Here is a 25,236-nt window from a genome sequence, read left to right as displayed (position 1 = left end):
GAGAAGCGGCCGATGGCTACCAAGCCCTCGAACGAAGACGCACGACGATTGCGGCTCAAGCTGACCAGTGATTTACAAGAAGGTTCGCTCTATCCCAATTGCAGAGGCCGGATAGACCGTTCGCACTACCTGAAAGTGCTGAAACTGCAAAAATCGAAAGATGTCGTTGCTGTCTTCGACGAGTTCGACGACATTGCGCGGTCACGGTTAGAGGTGTCGGAAGCCGACCTAGTGCGCATTGGCAATTTCCTCGAGACAGCTCTCCAGAACCGGAATTTGGCTCTCGAAGGTGGCCGCATCAACCGGAGATTTGTTGAGCGCGTGTTCGGCTTTCCCCCACTAGCCTTCGACAAGTCACCAGCCGCAGAGTTGTTCTTGAAGTTCGACCATGTTGTCGTCGAAGGCGATTATAGATATGACGGGGCTGCAGTTACGGCCCTTGAAAATCAGATTATTATCAATCCGCCCCCGACACGTTCTCCCTTTATGCGTAGAACGATAATAAGGCCAGACGGTTTGGACCCTTTGACCGACCGGCTATCGCGCGCGTTGGAGGAAGATTTCGAGAACGGCGCACTGCCGCTAAACAAATATGGTCGAATACTCAGAAAGTCCTACTCTGATCGCTTTAACGTAAGTCGCAGCGCCTTAAATAATTGCAGGCACCTGTTCTCAGCCGTCGAGCGGAGATCGGGAGGGGTTGCTTCCCGATATGCAGCCTTGGTCCCCGAGGTTAAAGCTTGGTTCGCGGACGAACTGAGACGCGGCACGCTGGTGCTTAACGATGATCGTCAGGTATCTGTGCGGCATATTATGGACCGCTTTAACCTCACTCGCACGACAATCAAGAGAACAGCTGCAATGGTCGAAGCCATTAGTTGGATGAATGAGGAAATCATCCGGCTGAAGTATTTCCCGAAAGCCAAACTCAATGTCGTCCAACGTCTTGTTGCAGCGCTTCCGGTTTCGTCGCTTAACAAAGATGGGCTAACGGTCAATCGCAAAGCCCTGATCAGAGCCAAGGTCGTGAAGGCCCATGACTTGAGAGATACCAGTGCGTTGCGAGCCATATACGAGTTCGAGGCTAAACATCGTGAGATCGTCGCCTCCGATGCTCTGAAGGCGATTATCAACGACTGGGTGTGGGACTTCTCCGAGTTCGTCGACGACGGCTGGCCGTCCGATGTTGCGATAGCAATCCGTAACGCGTTTGCCGCGAATTCATCGGAACTGACGACAAACAAACTGACCGCTCTCCGTCTCGCTTCTGCTTTTTTGTTCAAATATTTTTCAGGCAAGACCACGGACGCCGCACGGGCCGTTTTTTTCTCGATTTCTTCGAGACATGATCTCTCACCAGCATTGTGGACCCAGGCTCTCCTCGAAGTTCAAGCGCTCCTTGAAAACACTGTTCCAGATGTTTCTAAGAAGAACCAGGCTGGCGTCTTTAACCGTGCTATCCAAATCTATGCGGATGAGGGAATACTTCCTAGCGCAGAGTCCAGAATAACGTTGACCGGCAGTGAAAAGAAACATGGGCGCAAGTCTTTAGCAGAACTCCTACCTCCGGTATCTCATTCGTCGGGCTATTCGGCCGCCTCCGTAGCATCTCGCGATAACGGAAGCCTTGGTTCAGCTTCGGCCGAATATGTCCGATTTGCGCGATGGGTGCTCATGCAACGGGAGACCGAGGGCAAACAGGACGAGCCCCCGGAGAGGTTTCTTGAGGTCCTTGAGCAAGAATTCGTCGCACAAGGGGATTCGCTTCCAGGTGATCCGGTCGACGCGATCATCAACGTCTTGAGCCGTCGACTAGGCTTAATTCACGCGGCCGCGTCACGCCTTTTCAAAAGGTGGCAGGCTCATTATCAACGCGGTCAATTGATCCGCGCTTCGGGTCGTTTCTCGCCAGAGTTGGTCGATGTTCTCTTCGGCGACAATCGACGAGGTATCCAATACTCTTCGGCGTTACTGGAGTTTTTTCCCGTTCGACAGAACCTCGAACAGGCCTTGGCTAACTTTTTGCGTTTAATCCAGGATCGTTGTTCTGGGATTGTCCCCGTTTTTCGTCCTGATGGCGACGTTTTTTTTCGAAACAGAATCGATGATCTTCGTCTATCACACGCGGACGTCCAAGCTTTCCTCGTTCCGCACAACGACGCAGTCGATGCGGCGATAATAATGAAGATGGTTGAGACAGGTGCCAATAACGCAGTCTGTCGAACTGTTTTCGAAAACGAGATCGAGGATGCAGACGACCTGGGCTACAGAAAAATCACAGGTGAGAAGGCTCGGGCCAAAGGGCGGCCTATCTACACACATCTCCCCCGAACATCGGAGGCCCTGAAGGCCATTGAGTGGTTGAAGGAAAATCGCGCCGTTTCTAGCGGGGCCGCCTCGCCATCCCAAAGGGACTTTCTCTTTCACGTTATCGTGCGCGGTAAGGTCACACATCCTAGCCCCTACCTGCTTGGTGAAACCTTCAGAAAGCTGATCGAGGGAACCGACGAGCTACGCGACCTCGGTATTACACCCGGGATGATAAGGACAAGCGTATTACTCATGGACGCACTGACCTCGCAGGGCGATCTAAGGATGGGCATTGCGCGAGCTCATCACGACCCGGCCCAAGCCAGTGTTTATCAGATCAACTCGGTAACGCGATACATCTACGATCGAAGGTTCTCTAATTTTCAGAAAGAAGTCTCGCGCCTTATCGAGAATATCATAGAAGGCGTCCTCACGCCGTCTATGAAGCCCACTGGGACCGGAGGCGTCTGTAGTGTAGGTGGATGCGCCGAACTGAAGTGTTGGGACAGCTGCCCGAATTTCGGCCTGATCGCTGATCCATTTCTCCTGTCACAACTGTTGATATGGGAAGAAGCATTAAATCTTGCACAGCCGGAATGGGAGCAAGTTCGTCCGGAGCGGTGGAATGCGGTCTGGCTGCCTCATCTCGAGATTACTCGAAAGCTAGCTGAACGCTTCAGAAGTTCGGCGCTGTCTAATTCCCTCAAGAAGAAATGGAAGATCGCCGTTGCTATGGCGGCTGAGCGCAAGGCTTCACCGGATTTTGCTATGCCGAGGCCGTACTGATGTTAAAGCCAATCGTCTTAGCTCACGACGCTGCAGAAGATTTCGAATGGGACTGGCCGCCGGACTCCGAACGCGTCGCGCCTTGGTTGGGTTGCCAGTATTCGGCGGTTCTGTGGCCGATATCAAGTGATCACCCATATCCAGGGGAAGAGGCGATCGAGATTGACTTCGCAGTACCGATGGGTGTCGGGACCCTTCTTGATTACCCGTCGCTCTATCAGTCGGCGAAGGAATTAATCTTTTGGTCCCGCCAGCTCAAGCGGATGGGTGCTTCTGCCAGTCATCACCAGTTAGCATTGGATGTTTTCACATTCGTGGGGCACCTAGTAAGCCGAGGGCTCGAGAGCTTTCCTGATATCGAGCCTCATTCTTTCGAGGCGATCATACGATTGTGGAATACTGGAGCCGGCGCACTAAGTGGCGCGCAGGCAGAGGTTGAAGCTTGCCTGAACGCATACGAGGATGTGGCTCAGCTTCCTGATCATTTCACCGTCGTAAGGCGTAACGGACGGGTATTGGCGCGAAAAGCCATTCTCCGTAGCTGCGGTTTCAGTGCGAGTAACGGTCGCACTACAAAAGCGATATTTGATGCAGCGACGGCGAGGCTTGGACTCGCCTTTGACGGCCAGGCTCAAGCCCATCCGAAGGAAATTGAGGACCGCGCTGGTCCGTTGACGAAATCCGTGAACGGCAAACGCCAAAGCATTTGGACGTTCATGTTCGAGAACCGCGGGGTAATGAACTGCGGCAATTTCACATTCGACCCTGCCAACTTCCTGCATGTCGAGGGCCGTGACGTTGATGAATCGCCGGTGCCGCCGCCGGATTTAGGCTTCAGTCTTCACGCTGGTGCGTATGCCTTTGCCCTTCGCGAAGGTCCGGCGTTGCTTGAGAGGCGGCGCGAACTTGTCGGCACCTTCGGCCTAGATGGCATCAAACGATCCGTTGGTTCCCGCTGGACGACAACGGCCATGACCACTTGCCTCGCGACATGGATTCAAACAGGGCTAATGACCGCCCGACGACCCAAAGAATTGTGGTTGATGCAGAGGGACTGCCTACGCGGAGACGACACGAGCGGCTGGTACGCACAGATTTACATATTAAAGAACAGGAAGGAGTGGGTCTGGATACCTATACCTCCAAGCCTCGCCGAAGCCATTCAGCGCTTGATAGCGATATCGCCTTCGGAGCCTAGTACTGGACCGCTTTTTGCTGTGAGGTGCTTGGGTACGGGAGAGTTGCGCAGACTCGAGAAATATCCGGAGTTGGACGCGTTTGCGACAAGCGTAGGCGCTGTGGACTATCTTGCGGAGAATGACGTTCCGTCCAAATGGTCTTGGACTGGCAAACAACTTCGACGCTACACGGCCCACCTCTTCTTTTGGGGATACAATGGAAGTATCGCGGTCATCTCGCACATCCTCCACCACTTCAGTGTCGGACAAAGTGCCGCGTACACGAAGTTGGATTCAAGTACTCGAAAAGGTTGGAAGCAAGTCGAGGAGGCTTTCAAGCGAAACATCGCGCGACAGGCGATCGACGGAACCCTCGGAGGTCATGCGGGCAGGGGACTGATACGCGATGCCAAGCGGCTAAAAGACAATCTCCGCAAGAAGCTGGGAGACATGGTGATAATTGACCCCGACGACCTGACGTCCGGGATGCTCGAAGTGTTCAGGCGGAAGCTACTAGTTTTCATTCCAAAAGCTTGGGTGATTTGCAGCTGCCCAGAGACCGAAGGGGCGACCAAGCGAGCTATGTGCCGCAAGCAGCCTGGCGACGGTACGCCGCGGGAACTTGGGCCGGATTTCACCAAGGCCGGCCCGACAGTATGTCCAGGCTGCATTTGGGCGATTGAGAATGAAGTCACCAAGGCTTACGCGAGCAACGATCGGCAGCAATTGAAGTTGGCTTGCGCGGGATCAATGCAAGGAACCGTCTTGGGTGACCTGCAGGAAGCCCAGCTCTTCGCCATAATGGAACCTGCCGAGTGAACATCCGCTAGTTGGATTATTTCTCCGGCAGAGGGAGGTTGGTTGGCCAATAACCCTTACCATGCCCGACGCTTCGGAACTGAGGCACTTTTCCCCTCGTCAAAATCTTTGACATAGTCTTGTCGGGGTTTTCTCCCCCGAGTGGCAGACCAGCGTCTTGAACCGCCTTCACAAGCTCGGCGCGCGTAACTGGTCGATTCAAGTCTTTCATCATCTCGCGAGCAAGTTTTCTCACCGCATTGGATACCGAGTCGCCTTCGAAGTTGAACGACTTCGGCGCTTTCCACGTCTTCTCCGTTACTGTCTCCAGCATGTCGCTCGCCTTCTTGTCCTTTACCAGAACGTTCAAAGCCCGGACGGCCTCCAGCCTATCGGCAATTTCCTTGTCGAGGCGAGCGCGTTCTGTCTGTAGCTCGTCAAGCTGACGAATGAGTTCGTCAAGCATGCCGGAAAACGTATCTTGATTAGAAACTGCAGGAACGCTTTTCATCGATCTGGAACGACCTCCAAAAAATGTCGACACCTCGGGGTTGCCAACGCGAAAACGTCCGCGTAATGTCCCCCATGTGGGGTTCGAACGATCTTCACATCCAGTTACCCAGGTTGCCTTCTAAAATTACTGTCAGATGCTGTGATTAGCACTGCCACGCTTTGATTTCCAGAGTCGCCGCACACGCGGACGATGAGTCACGCCCAAATCTTGGGAAGGTTTGATAAATGGCCGACGCAGGACGTACATTTTTGGCAGCATCAATGGGAAAACGGCGCTTCCTTGCCCTCCACGAGGTAAACGACGCCCATTTCATGCGCATGCGAGCGCATTTCGCCCGCACGACAGTGCTCGATTCCCTACTGCAGTGCGGACAAGGCGACCCCCGCTTGGCGATCGCCGTGGTCGCCGTGATCGTTGAAGCACGTGATAAGCGATTCCGGCACAAGGAGACGGGAGCGTGGCCAGAGAAGCCGACGTATCCTGTTCCAGCGAAGGAGACGGCGCGATGAGCCGCAAGTCGTCTCCCGAGGTCCTAGCTGAATTGGCCGCCGTTAGCGTTGCCGAACGCATTGAACACAAACTGGTCTACCTCCAGCGGCTACTGGATGGAGACGCCGATCCTCCAGATACCTGGAGCAAGTTCCCTAGAAGCTTGACAGCGTACGCCAGGCTCCACAATCCGTCGCTCCGTCTTTATAGGGTCGCGAGCCCGAATGATTTCTCCACAGAAAGTGTCGACCACGGGGTAAAGGTTGCCCAGATTCAAGAAGCTCTAGGGAAAATCAACGATAAATATCCGAAAAAGCCACCCACACCAAAAGCGACCAAGGTCGGTGACAAACTTGCCGTAAGTCGAAGCAAAGAGCTCGAAGCTGAGGCGCAGATCGACGACATCCTGAAGCAAATGCATCGCGCGGAGCATGAACTCGACCAAGAGCGGATTGCGACGGCGGGCCTGAGGCTGCAGTTGTCGATTTCACGAGACGCGCTGGCTCAAGAGAGGCTCTACGGTAGCCGTAACCCCAAGACAAAGCTGAGGCTCGTGAAATGAGGTTCGCGGAGCTCACAGGCATTTGGGGGTCGACCGAGGGGTTGTCCGGCGCTGACAAGGGTCGCGTCTATGGTTTGCGTGGGGAGGCGCTGGTCGCGGACGAAAAAGCGCTGCGCTGTTTTGTCGATGAGCAAGGCACTGTGGACAGAGAGTACCTTGCTATCAGGATAGGGTGCTCCAAGGCAGCGCTTCGACAGAACACCGTACTCCGTAAGCTAGTTAAGCGCCTGCAGAGCATTGGAGCATCGTCGGCGTCCGGCGTGGAAGGGTCTGCAGCGCAGAATGTGGTGAAGTTCCCCAATCCTTTCAAGGGCGCGAAGAAGCGACCGCGCTATACACGGGGGCGCATTATCGTCGTCGAAGTCGCCTTCGAAGACGGGGGGACCAAATATCAAATTCCTACCCTCATGTGGCCGGGTCTCGTCGATAGTGAAGTTTCGGGCTGGATGCGGACACTCGCGCTGAAAGGGCGGCCACTTTCAACGCTGCTGGAATACGCGAAGATACTTCGTGGCTTCGTCCGCTTTCGCAGGGAGCGAAACATCCTATGGGATGAAGTCACCGACGACCACATCCGACAATATCGTGACTTGAAACAGCGTCAGGGCGTTCAACTCAGACGCCGTAACATCATCGTCAATATCATCTTCCAGTTTTATCAATGGGCGGAAGAAACCTTGCGCTTGGACTACCATGTCCAGCTCTACGATCGGTCGGCTTATGACAAGGAGCTTCGTAACCATCGGTTCGCGATCACGTCAAAAAAGACGCAAAAGAGGTCTGGCGAGATCACGCGGATTAGTACACAGATCGTGCCAGATCATCCCGCTAAGTACAAGCATCGCCATACTCCAACCTCCACCGAGATTGAAAGTCTCCACGACACCCAGCTCGATAATGAGCACGGCGAACGAAATTCCCTTATGTTCGCATGGGCAGAGTACACAGGCGGTCGCCGGTTCGAAATCCTTCAGATAGCTTTGCGGCAGTTGCCGACACGCGAACAGTTGGACCGGATAATCGACGGCACTCTCGAATGGTCGATCAAGGTGATCAGGAAGGGCGGCAATACGGGAAGGCTTATACCGACCGTCGACCTGCTGAGAAGGACACTCAATTTCGTCGATAATCAGCGCGCAAAGATCGCGGCACGGTGCGCGGAAGCCGGAAAGGCGGTCAGTGCATCGCTATTTATAACCGACACAGGCAAACCTCTTTCCCTGAGCACACTCAGCGATCTAAGTCGCGCTGCGTTTCGTGCGGCCGGCATCCGTCGCGCAAGTTTCCACCGCCTCCGCGCGGTGTTTGCCTTTAAGGAGGTCTCCGCAAGCCTGGATTCATTGGTTGAGGATGGAGTTGAGCTCGGCCCAGAGTCTTTGTGGAAGGAGACAATTCTTATTCGGGTCGCAGACCTGCTAGATCACAAATCTCTGAAATCCCTCAAGCACTACATCAACGACGTCTTGTCGGCCCGCCTCGTCAAATCTACCGCGTTGAGGAAACTCGAGCTGGACAGGGCGTTCACGGAAAAGGGCCGCAACGTTGCTGCCTTGGAGCGGGAATTGCGCAAGTTCGAGACGGTTCATGAGTTTATGAAGACGATGAAACTTCGGAAACCGACGAGGGAAGGGTTCGCGGTGCTCGACAAAATCCGATCAGAAATCGAGACCTACATCGGGGCCAATCAATTCTCGGAGAACGACCATGATGGAGGAGTGGCTGGCAAAAACCTTGAGACGGCTCCTTGAGTGGGGTCTTTTAATGCCCACGGAGGGAGGCTCTGTGGGGGCTTTTATTTCGTGAGCGTCAACTGCCCGGGTCTTCCATTCTTTGGAAAGGAAGACACCGAAAGTTCTAATCGGGAGCGAAAGAAATGGAAGACTTCGGCTCATTCAACAGAGTGCGAGGGCGCGGGTTGGACCTCCGGAAGCTCAACATTGCGATCCGCGGCTGGATAACAGACGAGCGCAAGCGAATGTCGACGCATGGCCAAGTCAGGCAACGCGTCGTCCGCGAGATCATGCAGGAGGTAGGGGTAAGTCGATCCCGTGCTGAGGGGCTGTATAAAGACGTTGTCGACATTGGGAGGGCGAAGGCGAAGGGGCTTGCGGCAGGATCGACGCATCGATCTCTGTTGCACGACCGCAGCGCGGAGATTCTGATGATTTTGAGGGCCGAGGCGCGTTGCGCGGCTGCCCGAGCGAAATTGCCGCCCCACGCTGTCATGCTAGCATACTGCGAGAGAAGACCCTCTGAAGGCGAGAAAGCCGTATCGCAGCCCGAATGGCTGCGTTCCCGATTTGAGTTCAGCTTTGATCCGTTCTGGGCGCGTCCGTTCCCTTGGCACGACAGCGACGATTTAGACCATGCGGAGTAACCGGTGATAGCAACGTCGGTCATGCAAACACCGACGCGCCGGGTAGTCGACCCACTTAATGGGATTAACAACTGGGGAGGTATAATGGACCAGAATAGTTGCGACACCTTTCAGGCGCGAATTTCAGCTCTACTGCAGGCGATCGACGAATGGATTGCCGAAGATCGTGAACTCATGTCCAGACAGGAGAAGCTCAAACGGCGGTACGTCCGTGAAATTTCAGAATTGATGGCGATGAGACGCTCTGAAGCTGAAGATCACTTTGATACGTTGCTCCAAGATCGTCAGGTGCGAGCCGGACTCGTTGACAAGGTGTTTGGGCCTTCAAGTCGCCTCTACGTTTACCGGAACGTCGTGCGCCTTCCTCGCGCTAACAAGGTTCGTCGTCGAAGGGAGTGTCCAGATTGCGGACATATTTTCGACCGTTCCGAGCGAGAAGTCGCGGTCCTCAAAGGAGAGGCGCATGATTGACGACGGACGGACGCAACGGAACGATGCCGAACGCGGTGAGGTCTCGGTGGGCGAAGTAGAGGACTTTATAGACCGGCTGCCACACGAGTATAAATATCTGGCGATCTTTGTCTTCGTTACCGGCGCACCGCCAGAGGCCGCCATCAACCTTGAGGTCGGGGCAGTGAACGGCCGGATTGGTCGACTGGGCGACTGGTTAGATATTCAATCAACGTCCAGGGTTTTTATCCATCCGGATTTGGAGCTTTTGGTGCCCGTTTACGTAAGAGGGAGACGAGCCGCGCTCCTAAAGCGAAAGAACATCTTGCCTAATGAGGAGCCGCGGCAGGTTTACCTGGATCGCAACGCGCGACCGTTCAACTTGAAGAAGGTCGACGCGGTGTTCACGCGCCTAAGCAGGAAACTGAATCTGACTGTTCCGATCACCCTTGAAGCGATCGCCTCCGCAGCGATCCAGCAGTGCGAACGCGAAATGGCGGGATGGTTGCAGTTGGGCCCCGCCAACTTGATGCTCCCGCTTTCTTGGGTGCTGGGTACGTGCCCAGCAGGCGATGATCGGCCGTAGACAGCATTCCGCCACGCGATGAGATCGGAGGCTCAGTTGACCGACGAGAAAATCAAACATTCGATGGGGTTGCGGACCGTTGAGAGTATCGGCGACGGCATAAAGATGATTTGCAAAGGAGAAGTTGCCGTTTGTGAAATCGATGCGTTCATTTCCACGCGCCTTCCTCTAACTGACCTTGCCACCGACGAGTGACGACGCTGCTTGGATGAGGCGAACAGCACGAGTACGATCGGTAGGATTATCCGATTCCTGAGGCTCGACTGATGAAATGGAAGAAGCGGAACGTCCGGGCACTAGCCGATATCATCTGCGGAAATGACGAGTACCAGAACCTATTCCGCTACCGCTCCAGCAGCTATCTGACCGAGTTTTTCGAAGACTGCGATCTTGAATATGTTCATGACGGGTCGACGCGTTGGGCATGGGTCGCCGACCGTCTGGACGAGGTGCTCCTGCACCCGCAGCCCGGACCCAACGTACCTCCGGTGGGATTCATCAACATAGTTCGCAATCTCCTGACGAAGACAGAGGCGGCGGAGGGAGACGAGGACCGGACAAAGGCGTTGGCTGCGCTCAACCGTGTGCTCACGGCCGAAGGCTGGGAGGCTTTCTACGATGATCACGGCCTTGCTCAGGTTCGACACATCGCCACGAACACGATCGCCGAAACCGCCAACCCTCATCGTCCAATGACGCCCGCCGAACTGCAGCGGAAAGAACAGCTTACCTCGTACCTGGAAAGGTGCTCGGAAGACGAGTTGATCGAAGAGGTATTGATCCCTCTATTCCGGCAGTTGGGCTTTCATCGCGTCACGGCCGCAGGCCACAAGGACAAGGCGCTGGAGTTGGCAAAGACCTCTGGATGAAGTTCACCCTTCCGACGCTGCACGTCCTGTACTTTGGCATTCAGGCCAAGAAGGGAAAGTTGGATGCTTCCGGCATGGGTAAGTCGGGCTCCGCGAACGTCGCGGAAATATTGAACCAGGTTACGATGATGCTGGGCCACGAGATATTCGATCCTGAGCTCAACCGTCGAGTACTTGTGGATCACGCCTTCATCGTCGCAGGTGGGGAGATCACCAAGGCAGCAAGGAACTGGCTCGGCGGACGCCTTGACGCAACAAAGCGCTCGCAGGTTATGTTCATGGATCGAGACGACATCTTGAACCTTTACGTTGTCACAAATCTTCCATTGCCGAGTGGGGCTCTTCCTTCGCCGACACTAAACAATTTCGATGCAGACATCCCGTTTTAGCGGTCGAGGACCAACATGACCGGCAAGGTAAACGAACCAGCAACGACGATCTGGGAGGACGAGCAATACGTCTACATCCCGGAGGAGTGGTTCAAATATCTACCTCCCGAAATGCAGTCCGACCTCCATGCGCGCAAGCAGGAGGGACAGGCGGTGCTCCAGGTCGTTGACAAGGACATCGGCAACCTGATCCGTCTAGCCAATGCCTTCCCGACCATGGTGAGTCTGCGCCACATACATCATCGGTTGGCGAATACGCCGTTTGAGCCGACAGCCGAGACCGTCCTCGATCATGATATGCTCACATCGGCCTTCGCTGTGACCTACGCACGATTGGTTGACGGCGGGGTCGGAAGCGGCGTAGCCAAAGATCAACTTCCTGTACATTTGCGCCCGGTGCACGACTACCTAATCGAACTGCGCAACAAACGCTTTGCGCACAATGCCGGCCATAGCTCCTTGACCGGCGGACTGGAAATCCGTTTTGAAGGCGGAAGGTTTGACGTCAACCTGAACTTCAATATGGGGTTTCACTTCGGCGGAGCGAATGAGTGGGAGGAGTTGGTGACCTTCTTGGACCGGCTCATGCATGAACGACTTCAAAAGCTCCTTGCTCGATTGTCTGAAAAGACCGGATACGAATGGAGAGTTCCCGCGGGAGCGGCTCCTCCGTGGGCGGAAATGCAAGAACCCAAACATGAGCCGCATCAGTAACTCGTCGGAGAATTGGCTGGCGGACTTAGTCGGCGGTTAGATAGAGACGCGGGCCAAGTACACCTCACTGAACGGATCACGGCACGCCACCACTGTAGACGACGCAGCGCGCGCCCGGGAATCGCGATGTGGGCCCGCCGAGGTACAGAGCGTCTTGGGATCACAGTTCGTCGCGTGCAAACGCGACGAACTGCCGGAGACTACAGCGAAACGCGGCGCACAAAAGAACCAAACGCGGTCAGATGGCCATTGATGAACACTTTCGTCTGTTCGTCGGTGATCGACCCAGCCTCCGTGTCGACCTTGGTATTGATGCCGCCGATCATGACTTCGGGCTTGGTGAACACGAGTGCGTCGAGGAAGACCATGATCTGTCTGAGGTGATATTGCGCACGAGCGCCAGCAATGGGTCCGGGCGATCCCGAGATCAACGAGACCGGCTTCCCCGCAAATGGAGTGTCGGGGAGACGCGACAGCCAATCCAACGCGTTCTTCAGCACTCCTGGAACAGAGTAATTGTACTCCGGAGTGACCACGATCACGCCGTCGGCGGACTTGATAGCTCCGGCCATCTCAAGAACGGGAGCTGGAAACCCATCGGCCTGCACATCCGCATTGTAGTGCGGGATGTCACCGACTGATCCGAGTAAAGTTATGTTGGTGTTGGTGGGTGCGACGCTCTGGAGGGATTTCGCCACAGCAGCATGGAACGACTGCTTGCGGAGACTCCCAAGGAGGACCACGAGGTTCAGCTCCTGGTTTTCGGACATAGGTACCCTTTCTTTAGGTTGGGAAAATCCGGAAATGGCGAGGGTGAGGTCCCAAATTGTGACCGATTGAAAAGCGTCGGGACCTACAGCGAAAGCATTGCCCGGGCTTCGGAAGTGCTTGCGACTTCCGCACCGAGCACGCGGATGAGTTCCGCGGCGCGTGACACGAGCTGGTCGTTCCGCTCTGCGAGAACACCCTTGGAAAGGTAGATGTTGTCTTCCATTCCGACGCGGGCATGGCCGCCGAGCAGCCAAGACTGGGCCAGCATTGGAAACTCGTTTCGGCCGATACCGAACCCCGTCCAAGTGGCACCGGCCGGAAGAAGGCTGCGCGAATAAGACAGCGCTTCGGGCGAGGCTTCAAAACCGTAGCGGATGCCGAGGACGATAGAATAGAGGCCGGGCCCTGCCAGCGTTCCTTCCTTGATAAGGTCCTGCGCAAGGTGGCAGTCCCCGGAGTCGAACAGCTCGATCTCGGGCAACACGTTCGATCGTCGAATCCGATCCGCCATAATACGGATGTTTCTCGGGGTGTTGATGACGACCTCGCCGCCTGAAACCATCGTATTCAGGTCGAGGGTGCAGATTTCCGGACGCAGCTTCTCGATGTGTTCAACGCGTTTCTCGGGCGCGAGCAACGTCGTGCCGGCTCCGGCGACACGCGGGTCTTCGTCCGAGGGTACAAAACGCCCACCTGGACCGGTCGTGAGGTTGATGATCAGATCGGGTCGATGTTTCCTGATCCGCTGCATCACGTCGCGGTAAAGGTCTATCTCCATCGACGGAGCGCCCGTCACGGGGTCGCGAACATGAATATGAACGATTGAAGCCCCGACTTCTCCCGCCTCAAGTGCGCTATTCGCGATCTGCTCTGGAGTAATCGGCAAAAACGGGGTTTGGTCCGGACGCGTTAAGTTACCCGTCACCGCACATGTGATGATCACCCGTTGATGCGGAGAAGTAGCCAACTGTCCGGACCTCCTATCGATTTATGGAGCGGTGTAACCGCCGTCGATTACCAGTTCCGCGCCAGTCATGTAGCTAGACTCGTCGCTCGCCAGGAAGAGCGCTCCGAATGCGATTTCTTCCGGTCGACCCAGTCGCTTCATCGGGGTGATGTCGACGATCGTCTGGGTGATGCCCGCATCCTGAGCGTCGATCATCGGGGTGCTGATGATCCCCGGATGTATGGAGTTCACTCTGATCTTGTCGCCGACGTAGGTGAGTGCTGCGTTCTTGCTCATATGCCGAACAGCTGCCTTCGAAGCCGTATAGGCGGACACGCCCGCGGCACCCGCGATCCCCCAGATCGACGACGTGTTGATGATCGAACCGCCGCCGGATGCCCGCATGTGGGGGATAACCGCCTTCATACCGTAGAACGGGCCGGTCTGGTTGACGGCGATTACCTTGTTCCAATCATCGATCGAGATTTCCGCGATGCCGTCATACGAGTGGACCGTGCCGGCGTTGTTGAACAGAACGTCGATACGACCGTCTTTCTCCAACACCGATTTCACAACCTGTTCCCAACTTGCGAAATCGGTGACGTCGAGCTTATGCTTCTGGATGCCATTGCCCTGGAAGTCTTCGTCGAAGCTGAGGTCACAGGCGTGGACCTTAGCACCTTCTTTCGCAAACAGCTCCACTGTTGCCCGGCCGATGCCCCGCGCTCCGCCCGTAACAACGCAGACCTTATCCTTGAGACGCATGATCTCCTCCATCGTGCTCTTGTGCTCGGCCACGTAAGGGCCGTTCCACCTGCGAATATTTCCGACTTGCCAGATGGCAAAAAGGGCAAATATCGAGAAACATATTCCCGGTACGCGGGAATGTCATTGGGTCCAGACTGTCTCGTAGTCGTGGTCCCGGAAGGTCTTGACCAGGTAGTCAATAAACAATCTGGTTCGTGCCGGAAGATGCGCACGCGTCGGGAAGGCGATGTTCATAGTCAGGCGCGGCAAGTCCCAGTCATCGAGGACGCGTACAAGACGACCGGACTCCAAGTGTTCCTGGATGATGTAAGTAGGTTGCGCCATGATGCCCAAGCCATCGAGGCCGGCTTTTACGATGATCTGGCCATCATTCGAGTTGATCATCCCCGTGACCGGAACAGTGACAGTCTCCGTGTCCTTCTTGAACGTGAGCTCGTTCCAGTTGTCCGCCAAGGTGTACAGGATCAGGTCGTGCCCTTTGAGCTCTTCGGGAGATTGGGGCATGCCGCGCCTCTTGATGTATTCGGGAGTCGCCGCCAGAAGGCGGCGAGTTTCCGCGAGGCGGCGGATGGTGATCGACGAGTCGGCCTCGACGCGCCGGGTTCGTATCGCGATGTCCACGCCGTTCTCGATGATATCGTAGTATCGGTTTGATGAAACGACGTCGAACGTCACCTTGGGGTACTGTTTGGTGAACTCGGCGATGATCGGATTGAGATGCAGCAGGCAGAACGACAGGGAGGCGCTTATCCTAAGCAATCCGGTCGGGTTCAGGGCCACCTCGGATATGCTGAGTTCGGCCTCCTTCATGCCCTGCATGAAATCCTTGCTTCTGGTATAGAACTTCTCGCCTTCGACAGTCAGATACAGTTGGCGGGTAGTGCGCTGAATGAGCCGGACTTTGAGGCGCTCCTCGAGAGCAATGAGATGTCGGCTGGTTGCCGATACAGACATACCAAGCGCTTCCGCGGCGCGGCTGACGCTCCCTAGCTCCGCGACGTGGGTGAAAACCTCTATCTCGTTCCATTTATCCATGTGCTGACTTTTGCTTCGAGTGGGAAAGTGTTTCTCGACTATCCGTCTTTTTCCCATCCGCCTCAAGTCTATTGTTGGACGGCCGTCCGCCGGCAGGCTCGCGCATGCGTTGCCCGCCGCCGTCGACAAGAATAGGAGGAAATCAATGAAAGCTGTCCGTCTTTACGACAAGCACGATGTTCGTGTGGAAAAAATCCCGGAGCCGACCGAGATCGGCCACGGCCAAGTCTTGGTCGGTCCCACTTTCTGCGGCATCTGCGGTACCGATCTCCACGAGTACGAGAGTGGCCCGATTTTCACGCCTAAAACGCCCAACGCCTACAGCGGAGCGGTGTTGCCGCAGATTCTGGGGCACGAATTTGCTGCGAAGGTCGTCGCCGTGGGAGAAGGCGTCGAGTCCGTGAAGCCTGGCGACCGCGTTTCCATCCAGCCTCAGATCGGCCCCCGGTACGATTACTACGGTCGGCGAAACTTGTCGTACCTCGGACCAAAGGCATCGGTAGTGGGGCTGAACTGGCCATGGGGCGGCATGGCGGAGCGCGCGATCGTAAACGAATACAATACGGTTCGAATGCCGGATCACGTTACGGACCAACAGGGCGCTCTAATCGAGCCGGCCGCAGTTGCTGTCCACGCGATCGACCGATCCGGCATTCAGCCGGGAGGAAGTGTCTTGATTACCGGTGCCGGCCCGATCGGTGCCTTGATGGTTCTCGCCGCTCGCGCAGCTGGTGCCAGCCGGATTTTCGTCAGCGAGCCTAATGCCAATCGCCGCAAGCGCCTTTCGAAAATTTCATCGGATGTGATCCTCCTTGATCCGACAGAGACCGGTTTCATGGAAGAGATCAAGGCGAATACCGAAGAGCGGGTAGGCGTCGACGCCGCGATCGAGTGCGCGGGCAATCCGCGGGCTCTTCAGAGCTGCATCTCTGCGGTTCGTGCTCAGGGCACCGTAGTTCAGATCGGTTTGATGGGCGTGAAAGCTGAGATCGACCCGTTCGACCTTACAATGCGCGACATTACCCTCCGCGGGTCCCTGAACTATCCATTGACCATATGGCCCCGCATCTTCGAGATGATGCGTTCCGGGTTATTTCCTGCGGAGCGGATCGTCGACGACGAGATTGCGATGGAAGACGTTGTCGAACGGGGATTCAAGCCGCTGCTTGATCCCGCAGGTGGCAAGATGAAAATTCTGGTCTCCACCCGATCGATGTGAGCCTTAGAAAATCTTATCCTCCCATTGGGCGGCTGTCATTGCGACAGTCGCCTTTTATTTTGCCATAGTCCCTGGCGTACTATCCCGATCGTCGGGAAAGACCTTCCCAATGATCGCTCTTTTTCCCGAGGCTATTCGACGTATTGTTGGGTCCAACTCGTGTGGAGGCGCGAAGTTATGGGAGGTCTGGCAAGAACGATGAAAACCCTACCGAGGCGTGGCTGTTTTGCGGCCTGCAACGCTACGAAGGGCATCTGGCCAGTCATCCCACGGCGTCGAAATCACCCCAAAGCGGCCTATCTAAAGGGATCACCCATGATCAAACACATTGTGATGTGGAACGTGCGAGGCGAAGACGCCGAGCAGAAGCTCGCATCAGCAACCGATGTCAAAGCCCGGTTTGAGGGTTTGGTCGGCAAAATTCCGGGCCTTCGGAGCCTGGAAGTCGGCATCGACGTCAGCCGCGTTTCGTATGCGTGCGATGTGGTCCTCTACACCGAGTTTGAGGACGAGGCGGCTCTGGCGGCCTACGCGGAGCATCCTGCCCATCTGGAAGTCCGCCGGCAGCTCGAAGGCGTGCGCACTGACCGCTACCAAGTGGACTACACGATTTGAGGACAAAATTTCGGGAGGAGCGTATGTCGGGTACATCAACCAGTAACGGTCTCAATATCCTCGACGTTCGGGGATTGCGAAAGACATACGGCGGCGTTGTCGCAATTAAAGGGATCGACTTCGAACTCCAGGCTGGGGAAATCCACGGACTCTGCGGGGAGAATGGAGCGGGCAAAAGCACGCTGGTCAAAATCCTTGGTGGCCTCGTAGCTCAGACTGAAGGTGAGATCACTGTCGACGGCGTTCATCTGAAACCCGGAAAACGTACCGATCCCGGCCTTATTTCGATCGTTCATCAGGAATTGTCCATCATTCCGGACCTGTCCGTTTTGGACAATGTTTTGATTGGTGATCCAGCATCGGGCGAACTCCTTCGCCGCTCTAGCCATGCTAAGGCAGTTCGCCGGCAGCTCGATGAGATCGGGCTCAGCCACGTGGATTTGAATGAGCCTGCCCGAAAGCTCAGCCTGGCAGAGCAGCAGCTCGTTGAGATCGCTCGCGGTGTCGTCCGTGGTGCCAAGATTTTGATGCTGGACGAGCCGACTGCGACCCTGTCAGATAGCGAAATCAGACGGGTGTTCAAGGCTGTGCGCTGGCTCAAGGAGCAGGGCTCCACGATCGTTTTCATCAGCCACCGCTTGCCTGAAGTCTTCGAGCTCACAGACCGCATCACGGTTTTCCGGAACGGCGAGCGCGTCACGACACGGCCGACGTCGGAGTTCACGACCGAACAGCTGGTACAGGCCATGATCGGACGCGAAGTCGGAAGCCGTCACGCCTTGGCCGATGCAGGATCGCAAAGTGCGGGTAAGACGCGACTAAAGCTCAGAGACTTCGCGGTTGCCGGGCGATTTCAGAAGCTCTCTCTCGATGTGGCGGAAGGCGAAGTGCTTTCGATCGTCGGGCAGCTCGGTTCTGGAGCGGACGCCGTGGTCGAGGCCATTGCTGGACTGCGGTCGGGTTATGCCGGTGTCATTGAGCTCGACGGGCAACGGGTGGAGGTCCGTTCCATCGCCGACGCTATGAAAGCGTCGATTGCGTACGTGTCCGAAGACCGAGCAGGCAAAGGGGTATTCCTCGAGGCTGCAATCGAGACGAACATCTATTCGTCCATTCTCGACCGGGTTACGCGGTTCGGGCTGGTGAGACGCTCGGAAGCCCAGCAACGCGCACGCAAGTTGGCAGCGCAATTCCAGATCGATCCGCGGCGTCTTCCACACGACGTCTCCACACTCAGCGGTGGGAACCAGCAAAAGGTTTCACTGGCAAAAGCGGTTGCACTCGAGCCAAGCGTTCTGATCCTCAACGAACCGACGAGGGGCGTCGATATCGGCGCTCGAACCGAAATCTACAAACAGTTGCGGGAGCTGGCCGGCAAGGGGATGTCCTTAATCTTCTTCACGACCGACATCGAGGAAGTCCACGAACTTGCCGATCGCGTCATCACTATTTTCCGAGGCTCGGTAGTCTCCGACCGTCCCACCGCGGAGGCGTCGATGGATGACGTGCTGCGCGACATCCTGCACGGTCCGGAGTCCAACAAACAGGAGCATGCGGCTTGACCATGGTTACATCACCGGCATCTCAGAAGGATGCGTCCGTGCGAGGCACATTCCTCATCGACCAATTGAAAGACGCCTTCCGACCCGATCGCGTACAGGCGACCGCCGTCAAGCTTGTGACAGTTGGCCTGCTGATCTGGGGCTGGGCGACGATCGACAACTTCCTGTCCGCGACAAACGTCAACGCGATCATGTACTCGATGGCAGCTGTCGGTATCGCCGCAGTCGGGATGGCGTTTGTCACACTGAGCGGCAACCTGTTCATGCTGTCTATGGGCGCGACTGCCGCGATCTCGACGGTTCTGTTCGCATCCATTCTGCACATCGGGCTTCCCGGAACCGTAATCGTCGTCATGCTCCTCGGAGCGGCGATCGGTCTGGTTCAGGGCGTCGTCGTGGGCATTGCGGGGGCAAACCCGATCATCGCGACAATCGCCATATCGTCGATCGTGATGGGCTTCGGGGCTTGGTACTCCGGCGGACTGACTATCGTCGGTCAGGGCGACGCGAGCTGGTTGGCTGTGGGCAAGTTCTTGTCGGTTCTTCCTAACCAGGTCGTTCTCTTTTTCCTGATCGCGATCGCCGCCGACTTTATCGTCCAGCGGTCTCGGTTCGGCCGCGAGCTGCGGTTCATCGGCCTGAATAGAGACGCGGCAATGCTTGCAGGCTTGAGGATCGCGCGCTCGCTAGTCATCGCCTTCGTTGTAGCCGGTATGCTGGCCGCTCTCTCTGGCGCGCTCTTCGCGTCCCAGGCGGCGCAGGGGAATCTGAAGCTTGGAGCAGGTATCGATTTCGACGCCATCGCGGCGGTGCTGGTCGGCGGTGTCTCGATCCGCGGCGGCCACGGTCGAATCCTCGACGCCGCATTCGGTGCGGCATTCCTGGCTGTGGTCGGCAACATCCTTCTCGTCGAAGGTTTGCCGATCGAAGTCCAGCTTGCTGTGAAAGGTCTGGTTGTCATTCTCGCCGTCGTGTTCGGCGCTCTGGTCGGAGGCAAAAAACGATGAGCGGCTCCAACAAATTCATTCGTGTTCTTGGCGGCGCGTCCGGCGCGGGAAGGGCCCTCCTGCTGGTTCTTCTCCTCGTAGCCTTCGTCGCTTTTGTCCCGAATTTCACCAGTTCGAACAATGTGTACGCGCTCTTCCAGACATTCGCGCTTCTGGGTCTGGTGACCCTTGGGCTGTCACTCACGATGATTTCGGGTGAGTTCGACCTGAGCGTGGGCGCGATGGTAGCTGTGGGCGGACTGATCACCTTGAAGACCGGTGAGTCCAGCGCACTCATGGGCGTGCTTTTCGCCGTGGGTTTTGGCGCGGCCGTCGGCATCTTCAACGCGACGCTTTTCTCCAGGCTGAATATCTCTTCTCTGGTCGTGACGGTGGGCACGATGATGGCTTTGTCGGGGCTTGCCTACTGGCTCGCCGATGGACGAGTAGTGAGCTCGGACAATTTCGATGCGGGCGAGTTCCTCGACGATCCGATCATCTCAATCCTATCGGTGCGCAGCATCATCACCTTCGTCGCATTCGCTATGGTGGCCGTTCTCATGCGCTATACGCGCAGTGGACGTGACATCATCGTCACCGGAAGCAAGCGGCGGGTTGCCGTAGCGGCAGGGGCTCGCGTCGGTCTTTCGCTCGGGATCGTATTCTGCCTTTCCGGCGTATGCGCTGCATTGGCTGGCTCGCTCCTTTCTCTCAGCCTGGCAACTGCCTCTGCCCAAATGGGTGCCAACATAATGATCCAAGCTGCTTCGGCCGCGATCATCGGCGGCGTCGCTCTGGCTGGTGGCGTAGGGAGCGCAGGCGGAGTTCTCGTCGGAGTCTTTATCCTCGCTACCCTCAACAATGGAATGAGCCTGCTCGGGGCAAACGCCGCAGCGATCTTGCTCACGAACGGCGTCGTGCTTCTCGCGGTCGTTCTCGCGGATGGTCATCTAGTGAGGCAGCTTCTTGTGTCGGCAAAGGAACGGCGAGCTCGCCAACTTCAAGTTTCAGGCTCGTGATCTGTGCTGGGCAGACCACAGCGGTACGCGGACCGGTAAGGGCCGCACGCTTTAACCCCAGGGGAGGAATGGAAATGCGCAAGGTTTTGAAAATGTTCGCCGCGGCGACGTTCTTGGCTACGGTTTCGAGCCCGATGCTTCCGGTCGTCGACAGCTTCGCAGCTGCAAAAGGCTCGAAAGTTATCCTGCTGACCGTGTCGGAAGAATGCTCTTATTGCTCGATCCACCAGACGGCGTTCAAGGAAGAGGCAGCGAAGCTCGGACTCAACGTCGAGGTCAAAATCACCAACTTCGACCCCGCAGAGCAGGCATCGCAGGTTGATCAGGCCATCGGCCAGAAGCCGGACGCCATCGTCCTGTGGGCAGCCGACGCAAGCGCCATCGTTCCATCGCTCCGCAAAATCAAGAACGCGGGCATTCCGCTCGTTCTGACGAATTCGATGCCGGACCAGAAATACGAGAAGTACTGGGACGTCTTCACCGGTCCGAACGACACCGGCAACGGCGAGAGTGCCGCGAAGGCCATGGAGCAGGGCTTCAAGGAACGCGGCATGGATAGCGGCGACGTCTTTGTGATCGTCGGCCAGCCCGGTACCCCGCCGCAGATTCAGCGTCTCGATGGTTTCTCGAAGACGCTTGAGGCGGACAAGTCGGCCATCAAGATTGCCGGATCGCAGCCGGGCAACTGGGACCAGACGAAGGCGACCGAGGCGGCTTCTTCCCTGTTCACCCAGTACGGTGACAAGATCAAGGGCGTCTATGCCCAGGCCGACAATATGCTCGCGGGTGTCATCGTGGCAGCGCAGCGTGCCAACATCGATCCGTCGAAGCTCGTCCTCGTCGGCTCCAATTGCAGCATCGAAGGCATCACCGCTATCGAAGCCGGTACCCAGTACGCAAGCGTACTGCAGTCGCCGATTGACGACGGTCAGTACGCAGCCAAGGCTGTCGCCGACGTCCTGGATGGGAAGGCCGGCGAAAAGACGCGCTACCTTCCGCACGAGGTCGTCACGAAGGCCAATGTGAAGGACTGCTACGCGGCTGCTGGCAAGAAGTAATCTACTCCAGGGCGGTCAGCGAAGAGCTGGCCGCCACCCGCATCAAAGGAGAGTTTCATGCGTTTTGTAGTTCATTGCATCGACCACAAAGACGGCCTTCCCAAGAGACTGGCGAATTACGACGCCCACAAGGCCTATCTCGGAGCGCCCGGCGCGGTCAGCACCGTCATTTCCGGACCTCTCGTGGCTGACGACGGAGAGACGATGATCGGTTCGATGTTCGTTTTCGAAGCCGAGAAGAAGCAGGATGTCGTCGATTTCAACGCGAACGACCCGTTCAACAAAGCGAATGTCTGGGAGGAAGTCCGCATTCACCCGTTCCTGATGAGGGTGGATAATCGCGCGTAGGTCCAGACCTCCGCTCAAGCAAACAGCAACAAACGGAATTCGGAAATGCTCTCTTTCACGTACAACGGTCAACCGGCTCGAGTGATTTTCGGGTCGGGAACTCTTTCGCAACTGCCGGCAGAGGTCGAGCGGCTTGGATTGGAGCGGGTGCTCGTACTCGCGACACCCCCTCAGGAAGCTGACGCCAAAAGGTTGGCTGAGATGATTGGAGACCGTTGCGCGGGCGTATTCGCTGGCGCGGTCATGCACACGCCGGTGTCCGTTACTGAGACTGCGCTCCAGCAGTTGAAGGAACTCCGTGTCGATGGCTTGGTCGCGGTAGGTGGCGGTTCGACCACCGGATTGGCGAAGGCGCTGGCTCTGAGAACAGACCTGCCGCAGATTGTCGCTCCGACCACCTACGCCGGATCGGAAATGACGCCGATCCTCGGCGAAACCAAGGATGGCAACAAGGTCACCCAGAGTAGTCCCAAGATTTTGCCCGAAGTCGTGATCTACGACGTCGACTTGACCCTGACGCTGCCCGTTGGGTTGTCTGGCACGAGCGGGATGAACGCTATCGCGCATGCGGTCGAGGCGCTCTACGCGCGTGAGCGGAATCCAATCATCACGATGATGGCGCTCGAAGCCATCGGCGCGCTCTACGAAGCGCTACCTGTCATCGCCGACGATCCCAACAATACGGATGCCAGAGCGAACGCACTCTATGGCGCTTGGTTGTGCGGCATCTGCCTGGGTTCCGTTGGTATGGCACTACATCACAAGCTTTGCCACACTATCGGCGGAACGTTCGATCTCCCGCACGCCGAGACCCACACGATCGTCCTCCCGCACGCCCTGGCCTACAACGCACCGGCAATTCCGGACGTGATGAAGAGCCTGGCTGAGCGATTGAAAACCGATGATCCCGCGCGGGCACTTTACGATCTCGCCGGCCGGATTGGGGCAAAGCGCGCACTTGCCGACTTGGGCATGACAGAAGCCGGCATCGAAACGGTCACTGAGCGAACGCTTACCAATCCCTATTGGAATCCGCAGCCGCTGGAGAGAGCAGCCCTGCATGGACTTATCAGCCGAGCCTTTTCGGGCGACGCGCCGATCACGGAACGCGGCTAAACACGTAATGAGGAGGTAGAAATGTCCGAAGAACGCCACATCACACCCAAGGCACCCAAATATCCGTACTTCACCGAAGAAGCGTCTGTCGACGTGGTGAACGCTCGAATGGGCCAGGATATCGATCCGCGCCTCAAAGAAGTGATGGCGACGCTCGTGAAGCACTTGCATGCCGCTGTGAAAGAGATCGAGCCGACCCACGAGGAATGGCTGACCGCGATCAAGTTCCTTACGGACGTCGGGCACATGTGCACCGATTGGCGTCAGGAGTTTATTCTGCTTTCAGACATCCTCGGCGTATCGATGCTCGTGGACTCCATCAATCATCGGCGTCCGAACGGCGCGACCGAGAACACAATTCTCGGCCCTTTCTACGTTCCTGAGGCACCAAGATACGATCCCGGCACAAACATCTGCCTCGATGGCAAAGGGGAGCCTGCAGTCGTCAGGGGCACGGTACTCGACACGGACGGCAACCCGATCGCAGGGGCTCTCGTGGACGTCTGGCAAACCAACGACGACGGTTTCTACGATGTCCAGCAGAAGGGCGTTCAGCCGGATTGGAATTTGCGCGGCGTCTTCACAACGAATGAGGCAGGCGAATACTGGTACCGATCGTCGAAGCCCCGGTTCTATCCGATCCCGGACGATGGTCCGGTCGGTAAGCTCCTGGCTTCGATCGGGCGGCATCCGAACCGCGCGGCTCACACGCACTTCATTGTCAGTGCGCCTGGATACGATCCAGTGATCACTCACATTTTCTCACCTGACTGTGAGTATCTCGATCAGGATGCCGTGTTCGGCGTCAAAGACTCGTTGATCGCGGAGTTCGATCGCGTGACCGATCCCGAGCAGGCCCGTGCCCTCGGGTTCGATCAACCATATTGGTCCGTTAAGTGGGACTTCGTTCTCGCCAACAAAAAAGATACCAAATAAGGAGCTATGCTCGTGAATTCTCCCGTTGTTCAGTTCTCCCTTCCCGAAGCCGTCGTCGTGACCGGAGCATCGTCCGGCCTCGGCCACGAACTTTGCCGCCTTCTGCTTCAGAACGGCGTCGAAACCGTTGGTGTGGATGTGGCGGCCGCCCAGGAGGACCTGGCATCCAATGGCGCATACACGCACGTTTCCGGTGATGTCGGTGCTCAAGCCACTTGGAACAAAGTGGTCACCCATCTTCGCGACGAGAACAAAGCATCGCTGGGTCTGGTGACCTCGGCAGCCATCCTCGACGTGTGCGATGTCACGGAAGTTACGACGGAGGTGCTTACGCGCGCGATGCACGTGAACATCGTCGGAACTGTGCTTGCGATGAAAGCTTTGTTGCCGCTGATGGTCGAAAAGAAGAATGGCGCGATCGTCGCCGTTGCCAGCGTCAACGCGACCTTGGCCGAACAGCAACTCGCCATCTACAACGCTACGAAAGCAGCAGTACGCCAGCTCGCGCGCACTGTTGCGGTCGACCATGCTCGCGACGGTGTCCGTACCAACGTCCTCAGCCCGGGTCCGATGTTTGCCGGCCTTTTCAAGCGCCACCTGGAGTCGGCCAACGACAGCAAACAATTCCTTGCGACACGCTCGGCGCGTCAGCCGGAAGGTCGAATCCTCGAAGCCTCGGAAGTGGCTCAGTCGGCAATGTTCCTTCTGTCGAGCGGCGCGACCGCTCTTCGCGGTGCCGAGATCGTAGCGGATGGTGGCTTGACGACGAGTTTTGACTATCGCACCGGCGCAGAAGGCGCATCGGTGTAATTCCAACAGACAAGAGGTGGAGGAA

At 56.8% G+C, this 25,236-nt stretch carries 26 protein-coding genes; 21 read left to right on the top strand and 5 right to left on the bottom strand.

The features are described from left to right. The first annotated feature begins 12 nt into the window (after window positions 1-12). Both AC1DIJ_RS05840 and AC1DIJ_RS05835 read left to right on the top strand, forming a co-directional pair. Window positions 13-3,096, top strand: coding sequence for a hypothetical protein (locus tag AC1DIJ_RS05840; RefSeq protein WP_477831347.1), 3,084 nt, complete (start codon window positions 13-15; stop codon window positions 3,094-3,096). Then, window positions 3,096-5,093: a hypothetical protein gene (locus AC1DIJ_RS05835; protein ID WP_477831346.1), complete on the top strand. Its 1,998-nt coding sequence runs from the start codon at window positions 3,096-3,098 to the stop codon at window positions 5,091-5,093. Before AC1DIJ_RS05840 ends, AC1DIJ_RS05835 begins: the two co-directional genes overlap by 1 nt. Before the next feature lie 16 nt (window positions 5,094-5,109). On the opposite strand, the gene AC1DIJ_RS05830 is transcribed toward AC1DIJ_RS05835, so the two are convergent. Then, on the bottom strand, window positions 5,110-5,538 hold the full coding sequence (locus AC1DIJ_RS05830) for a hypothetical protein (protein ID WP_113236912.1): 429 nt from the start codon (window positions 5,536-5,538) through the stop codon (window positions 5,110-5,112). 505 nt (window positions 5,539-6,043) lie between these two features. On the opposite strand from AC1DIJ_RS05830, the gene AC1DIJ_RS05825 reads away from it, so the two are divergent. The 9 genes from AC1DIJ_RS05825 (at window position 6,044) to AC1DIJ_RS05785 (ending at window position 12,022) form a co-directional block, all read left to right on the top strand. Next, window positions 6,044-6,637, top strand: coding sequence for a hypothetical protein (locus AC1DIJ_RS05825; protein WP_477831345.1), 594 nt, complete (start codon window positions 6,044-6,046; stop codon window positions 6,635-6,637). Beyond that, window positions 6,634-8,385, top strand: a complete 1,752-nt coding sequence (locus tag AC1DIJ_RS05820; protein WP_477831344.1) for a tyrosine-type recombinase/integrase — start codon at window positions 6,634-6,636, stop codon at window positions 8,383-8,385. Before AC1DIJ_RS05825 ends, AC1DIJ_RS05820 begins: the two co-directional genes overlap by 4 nt. 125 nt (window positions 8,386-8,510) lie before the next feature. Further along, a complete protein-coding gene (locus AC1DIJ_RS05815) occupies window positions 8,511-9,014 on the top strand; it encodes a hypothetical protein (RefSeq protein ID WP_477831343.1) in 504 nt (167 codons plus the stop codon). A gap of 84 nt (window positions 9,015-9,098) precedes the next feature. Continuing rightward, window positions 9,099-9,485 (top strand): hypothetical protein, encoded by a 387-nt coding sequence (locus AC1DIJ_RS05810; RefSeq protein WP_477831342.1) that lies wholly within the window; start codon window positions 9,099-9,101, stop codon window positions 9,483-9,485. Further along, window positions 9,478-10,050: a hypothetical protein gene (locus tag AC1DIJ_RS05805; protein ID WP_477831341.1), complete on the top strand. Its 573-nt coding sequence runs from the start codon at window positions 9,478-9,480 to the stop codon at window positions 10,048-10,050. The genes AC1DIJ_RS05810 and AC1DIJ_RS05805 overlap by 8 nt, the downstream gene beginning before the upstream one ends. Before the next feature lie 36 nt (window positions 10,051-10,086). Then, window positions 10,087-10,245, top strand: a complete 159-nt coding sequence (locus AC1DIJ_RS05800) for a hypothetical protein (protein WP_162737438.1) — start codon at window positions 10,087-10,089, stop codon at window positions 10,243-10,245. Window positions 10,246-10,316: 71 nt separating this feature from the next. Next, window positions 10,317-10,919 (top strand): hypothetical protein, encoded by a 603-nt coding sequence (locus AC1DIJ_RS05795; protein ID WP_477831340.1) that lies wholly within the window; start codon window positions 10,317-10,319, stop codon window positions 10,917-10,919. Next, window positions 10,916-11,308: a hypothetical protein gene (locus tag AC1DIJ_RS05790; protein ID WP_477831339.1), complete on the top strand. Its 393-nt coding sequence runs from the start codon at window positions 10,916-10,918 to the stop codon at window positions 11,306-11,308. Before AC1DIJ_RS05795 ends, AC1DIJ_RS05790 begins: the two co-directional genes overlap by 4 nt. Before the next feature lie 15 nt (window positions 11,309-11,323). After that, window positions 11,324-12,022, top strand: a complete 699-nt coding sequence (locus AC1DIJ_RS05785) for a hypothetical protein (protein WP_477831338.1) — start codon at window positions 11,324-11,326, stop codon at window positions 12,020-12,022. A 200-nt stretch (window positions 12,023-12,222) separates the two neighbouring features. Here the strand turns inward: AC1DIJ_RS05785 and AC1DIJ_RS05780 are convergent, their stop codons facing one another. The 4 genes from AC1DIJ_RS05780 to AC1DIJ_RS05765 all read right to left on the bottom strand — a co-directional run bounded on the left by AC1DIJ_RS05780 (window position 12,223) and on the right by AC1DIJ_RS05765 (window position 15,542). Then, a complete protein-coding gene (locus AC1DIJ_RS05780; RefSeq protein ID WP_477831337.1) occupies window positions 12,223-12,792 on the bottom strand; it encodes an NADPH-dependent FMN reductase in 570 nt (189 codons plus the stop codon). A gap of 83 nt (window positions 12,793-12,875) precedes the next feature. Beyond that, window positions 12,876-13,760, bottom strand: coding sequence for a beta-keto acid cleavage family enzyme (locus tag AC1DIJ_RS05775; RefSeq protein ID WP_477831336.1), 885 nt, complete (start codon window positions 13,758-13,760; stop codon window positions 12,876-12,878). Window positions 13,761-13,781: 21 nt separating this feature from the next. Then, window positions 13,782-14,504 carry an SDR family NAD(P)-dependent oxidoreductase gene (locus tag AC1DIJ_RS05770; RefSeq protein ID WP_477831335.1) on the bottom strand — a complete coding sequence of 241 codons (723 nt, stop codon included), beginning with the start codon at window positions 14,502-14,504 and terminating at the stop codon, window positions 13,782-13,784. Window positions 14,505-14,627: 123 nt separating this feature from the next. Further along, window positions 14,628-15,542: a LysR family transcriptional regulator gene (locus AC1DIJ_RS05765; RefSeq protein WP_477831334.1), complete on the bottom strand. Its 915-nt coding sequence runs from the start codon at window positions 15,540-15,542 to the stop codon at window positions 14,628-14,630. 145 nt (window positions 15,543-15,687) lie between these two features. Between AC1DIJ_RS05765 and AC1DIJ_RS05760 the strand changes: the two genes are divergently transcribed. From AC1DIJ_RS05760 to AC1DIJ_RS05715, 10 genes are all read left to right on the top strand, one after another. Further along, the gene (locus AC1DIJ_RS05760; RefSeq protein ID WP_477831333.1) at window positions 15,688-16,761 is read left to right on the top strand and encodes a 2,3-butanediol dehydrogenase; all 1,074 of its coding nucleotides are present in this window, start codon (window positions 15,688-15,690) and stop codon (window positions 16,759-16,761) included. 315 nt (window positions 16,762-17,076) lie between these two features. Continuing rightward, window positions 17,077-17,376, top strand: a complete 300-nt coding sequence (locus AC1DIJ_RS05755) for a Dabb family protein (protein WP_477831332.1) — start codon at window positions 17,077-17,079, stop codon at window positions 17,374-17,376. A 23-nt stretch (window positions 17,377-17,399) separates the two neighbouring features. Beyond that, window positions 17,400-18,938: a sugar ABC transporter ATP-binding protein gene (locus AC1DIJ_RS05750; RefSeq protein ID WP_477831331.1), complete on the top strand. Its 1,539-nt coding sequence runs from the start codon at window positions 17,400-17,402 to the stop codon at window positions 18,936-18,938. A 38-nt stretch (window positions 18,939-18,976) separates the two neighbouring features. Next, the gene (locus AC1DIJ_RS05745) at window positions 18,977-19,945 is read left to right on the top strand and encodes an ABC transporter permease (protein ID WP_477831330.1); all 969 of its coding nucleotides are present in this window, start codon (window positions 18,977-18,979) and stop codon (window positions 19,943-19,945) included. After that, the gene (locus tag AC1DIJ_RS05740) at window positions 19,942-20,943 is read left to right on the top strand and encodes an ABC transporter permease (protein ID WP_477831329.1); all 1,002 of its coding nucleotides are present in this window, start codon (window positions 19,942-19,944) and stop codon (window positions 20,941-20,943) included. The genes AC1DIJ_RS05745 and AC1DIJ_RS05740 overlap by 4 nt, the downstream gene beginning before the upstream one ends. 74 nt (window positions 20,944-21,017) lie before the next feature. After that, complete coding sequence (locus AC1DIJ_RS05735; RefSeq protein ID WP_477831328.1) at window positions 21,018-22,001, top strand: sugar ABC transporter substrate-binding protein; 984 nt, start codon at window positions 21,018-21,020, stop codon at window positions 21,999-22,001. Between the two features lie 57 nt (window positions 22,002-22,058). Then, the gene (locus tag AC1DIJ_RS05730) at window positions 22,059-22,349 is read left to right on the top strand and encodes a YciI family protein (RefSeq protein WP_477831327.1); all 291 of its coding nucleotides are present in this window, start codon (window positions 22,059-22,061) and stop codon (window positions 22,347-22,349) included. 45 nt (window positions 22,350-22,394) lie between these two features. After that, on the top strand, window positions 22,395-23,465 hold the full coding sequence (locus AC1DIJ_RS05725; protein ID WP_477831326.1) for a maleylacetate reductase: 1,071 nt from the start codon (window positions 22,395-22,397) through the stop codon (window positions 23,463-23,465). A 21-nt stretch (window positions 23,466-23,486) separates the two neighbouring features. Next, a complete protein-coding gene (locus AC1DIJ_RS05720) occupies window positions 23,487-24,401 on the top strand; it encodes an intradiol ring-cleavage dioxygenase (protein ID WP_477831325.1) in 915 nt (304 codons plus the stop codon). 12 nt (window positions 24,402-24,413) lie between these two features. Beyond that, window positions 24,414-25,211: an SDR family NAD(P)-dependent oxidoreductase gene (locus tag AC1DIJ_RS05715; protein WP_477831324.1), complete on the top strand. Its 798-nt coding sequence runs from the start codon at window positions 24,414-24,416 to the stop codon at window positions 25,209-25,211. The last annotated feature ends 25 nt before the right edge of the window (window positions 25,212-25,236 follow it).

The organism is Rhizobium sp. 10N427, assembly GCF_056394605.1.
The sequence above is the reverse complement of the archived record's forward strand: the minus strand, read 5'-3'. Positions and strand labels throughout refer to the sequence as shown.